At 47.4% G+C, this 3,956-nt stretch carries 3 protein-coding genes; 1 reads left to right on the top strand and 2 read right to left on the bottom strand.

Features of this window, described 5'->3' with window-relative positions:
* Both A3860_RS36355 and A3860_RS36350 read right to left on the bottom strand, forming a co-directional pair.
* Window positions 1-2,531 (bottom strand): WD40/YVTN/BNR-like repeat-containing protein (locus A3860_RS36355; protein ID WP_081155514.1); only part of this gene is annotated, 2,531 nt, incomplete at its 3' end.
* Between the two features lie 169 nt (window positions 2,532-2,700).
* Window positions 2,701-3,036 carry a hypothetical protein gene (locus A3860_RS36350; protein ID WP_081155513.1) on the bottom strand — a complete coding sequence of 112 codons (336 nt, stop codon included), beginning with the start codon at window positions 3,034-3,036 and terminating at the stop codon, window positions 2,701-2,703.
* Between the two features lie 246 nt (window positions 3,037-3,282).
* On the opposite strand from A3860_RS36350, the gene A3860_RS36340 reads away from it, so the two are divergent.
* Window positions 3,283-3,956: reverse transcriptase domain-containing protein (locus A3860_RS36340; protein WP_245843702.1), on the top strand; the 674-nt coding region annotated here is incomplete at its 3' end.

The raw sequence follows: 3,956 nt of genomic DNA, 5'->3' as shown, positions 1-3,956 counted from the left end.
TCTCTTGCTGTGGTGCTGCTTACATACGAGGCCCCCGGAAATGTCCATTTCCATTGGGCGCCTGCATAATTTACATTGGAATAATCGGTAAAGGAAACAGTATCGCGGGTACAGGAAATAAATTGCTGATTGGCCATGGGCTGGGCCACGGGCGTTCCGGCGCCGAATAACGGCGATTCCCAAACACCCATATTACCCGCAATGCGCAACTTACTATCGCGGTAAAAAATAATTCCGCCCTGGCTGATCTTAAAATTCAGCGGCAGCCCATTGCTAAAGTCTACCCAGTCGGCCATCGAATTATCCCGGTAATACACTTTTGCCGGCGGGAAATTGGAAAACGCGTAAACCCCGCCGTTGGTGCCTGCCTGGGGCGTGATAAAGGCAATGGGCGCGTTGGTAAGGCTACCGGTATAATTGGTCCAGTCGGCACCGCCATTGATGGATTTGAAGACCTTGTTGCCGGCGTCGCCATTGGCCATACAAAGAAAGACCACATTTTCATTCAGTTGGTCAACCGCAATATTAGCATTGTAATAACGATAGGCTACATTCGATGGCAGCGATAAGGTTATCCAAGAGGCGCCGCCATCAGTCGTTTTATACAGGCCGTTCTCTGTACACAGGTATATTATATTCGGATTGCTCCGGGCAATATCAAACCGCCACACCCTGCTGCCAAAGTCGTGCAACGCAATGTAGGAAACGCCACGGTTAACCGATTTCCACAGAAAATTATCCCTGCCCACATAGAAGGTATTGCTATAACAGGGGTCTATCATCAGTTTACTGTGTGGGGTACCCAAATTAAGATCCTGGGGCCATAAGGAATTGCCATATTCGGCATAGGTAATGTTTCCCGGAAGGGACGACGGCAGCTGTTTGGTTCCCTCGTCACTGAAGCCTACCATGTTTTTCTGACCATGAAACACATGACCCGTAGCCGCTTCCGCCCCGCCAGCGTACAAAGAATTACCTGCACCATAATTTTCAAACAAGGCAACATCACCGTTATGAAAGCGGCCTCCTACCACAATATCCTGGTCCCAGCCCTGACTAAAGCCCCAGAATTCGGAGCCGGTGAGCCCGGTATTGCGGACCGACCAGTTGCTGACACTGGTAAAAAAATCAGATGAATAGCTAACGCCTCCGTCGGTAGTGATAAAGGCGTCGTTACCGAGGCTGCGCATGCATTGTATATCGGCATGCAATGGAAACGGCGCATCGCTTAATCTTGTAAAGTTGAAACCGCCATCGACCGACTTTACCGCATACCGGGTACCTAGTATTACCTGGTTTTCGTTGTTCGGCGAAACCATCATATCGAGATCGTACATTCCCTGCCAGTTATCAATGTCCAGGGCGTTTGTTTTGCCGGTAGCGGTTATGCTCCAGCTTAGCCCTGCATCGGTGCTTTTAAGGAGCCTGGGAGCATCATCATCGAGGGTAATGCAATATACCGTATTGCCGTTAGCCGGGGTAACACCAAACCTGGCTCCATTGCAATGAATATTATTCAGTGCGGCGGCGTTAACAGCGGTAAAAGTGACGCCACCGTTCACAGAGCGGAAGATAGTAATCGCATTGCCGGCATTCGCCTGGGCGCCTACCGCATACACGATGTTGGGGTTAGTCGCGTTGATCTCTACGTCATATACCGGGCTCGCGCTGGTGCCGCCGGCCAGTTGCCAGGAGGAACCGCCGTCATTGCTGTAATACACCCCATTAGCCCCGGCCAATAAAACGGTTCCATTCGTTTTGCTGATGACGATCTTTTCGGATGTGCCCCCGTGGTAACCGTCAAGGTTCATCCAGGAAACGCCGGCATTGACGGATTTAATAAGTAGCCCATCGAGCGATATTGCATAAACAATATTGGCATTGGCGGGGTCAACCGCAATGGAAAGACAAACAAACGGGAGCAGGTTGTCAGTGACGCTTGCCCAATGAAGTCCTTTATCTGCCGACCGGTAAATGGCCCCTGTTGCGCCGCCCGCGTATAATACATTAGGATTGGAAGGGGTAATGGCAAATGAATAAATGTTAGCCTGCCAGGGAATTTTTTTTTTGCTCTGATCATACGTTTCAAGAGGGCCCAGTATTGTCCAGTTGCCGTTCGCTGTTGTTGCAGCTACCCGGGCATTTTTGTTTTTGTTCCCCTGCGCATTGATAGCGGTGGTGAGCAACCGGTTGTAATAACCCGGATCTTCCACTACAGCGCCGTTTGGCTGGATGAAAGGGGCTATTGTTTCCCGCCACCGGGCGTAAGCCATGCGATAGGGTTCTTCATCGTTCTCTTCTTCTTCATCTTCTTCTTTCCCTGTTTTTGCATGAACGTCGTCTTTTTCGCATGCTTCAATGGTGGAATCAATTGTGTAAATGTTGGGATGCTCCCAATCGCAAAGTTTTACCCAGCAGGGAACAGGCACCGAAGGCGGCAGGTTGAAAATGATATCCTTTCGGCCTGCGGTTTGCGCAAATAAACTACCGGTTAACAGGTTAACCAGCATGAGTACGGTTAGTTTTTTCATAGAAACAATAGATTGGAAAAGTGGCACACTTTTAAAAGCCGGGCGTAAGTAGTATCTTTTTTTCCGCATAGGGGATAGTATTAGTTGGAGAGGTCGTTATATAACAACCGATAATCATATTAATAAGATTATGTAAGAGGATATTCTACCGGAAAATAGTTTTATCAGTTTAGCAGTTCATTAGGTTGCTGTTTACAACGCGGTTCATCATGCTCTTGGATAATACATCTATAATTTCTTTCGTTTCCTGATTGCAACCCTCTTTAGTTAATGAAAAGACAGAGGTCAAAGTTCCATGTGATAAAAATTTCGCAGTTTTCCGATCTCTCATCAGGTAGGCCAACATGTAATTGTTCCAGTACTTTAAATAACCTTCTCCCCAAAGTTTTATAAAATATTTTGCTTCGTTGTTTAAATCATTTTTTGCTGCAAGCAAAGCTCCGCAGGATGTAGCATGAAAATAAGTATACCCAACAGCAATGTCAGTATTTAAAAACTTTTTCAATGCTTCTAAAATGTCTATTGGGCTTTCTGAGTTATCGTACCATCCTGACAAGCGATAAGAAAAGGCGATACCGGGAGGTATCCAGACCGAGAGAAATCGCAGGAAAGAAGAAGGGCGGAGGCAGTCTTAGCATCCCCATAGTACTGATAGAACGGTGGGAAATCAGTTCCATGAAAGCCACTTAGTAAGGAAGGGGGATGCCTGTTTACGGAATTGCATTTTAGAAACATCCAATGTACCCGAGACATGGAAAAGATGTTAACAGTAGAAATGCAGATAGCAGAACGGGCCAGGAAATACCGGTTGGAAGCACTAACGAACCTGCATGAGTTTATTGATGTACCACTGCTACAGGAAAGTTTTAATACCCTGAACAAAAAGGGAGCCAGTGGCGTGGATGCAGAAACATGGATAGACTATCACAAGCAACGGGAAACAAGAATCCCTCAGTTACTAACGGCCTTTAAAAGCGGCAACTACCGGGCACCTAACATCCGGCGGGTTTATATACCCAAGGGTGATGGCAAACTTCGCCCGCTTGGTCTACCAACCGTGGAAGATAAGCTGCTACAGACGGCAGTAACCAGGGTGTTGCAACCGGTGTATGAGGATGTATTCTATTCCAGTTCGCATGGGTTCAGACCAGGTAAATCACAACACCAGGCATTGGAGGAATTAACCCGTCAAGTCAGCTTGCAGGAAAAGCGCTACATCATAGACGCTGACATGCAAAACTACTTCGGGAGTATCAACCACCAATGCTTGCGTGAGTTCCTTGACCACAGGATAAAGGATGGCGTGATCAGAAAGATGATCGACAAATGGCTCAAAGCCGGTGTATTGGAAAACGGACAGCTTATATATCCGACAGAAGGTACCCCGCAAGGGGGGACGATCTCACCGTTGATTAGTAACGTTTA

This window comes from Niastella vici, from assembly GCF_002077945.1.
Lineage (GTDB): Bacteria > Bacteroidota > Bacteroidia > Chitinophagales > Chitinophagaceae > Niastella > Niastella vici.
The sequence above is the reverse complement of the archived record's forward strand: the minus strand, read 5'-3'. Positions and strand labels throughout refer to the sequence as shown.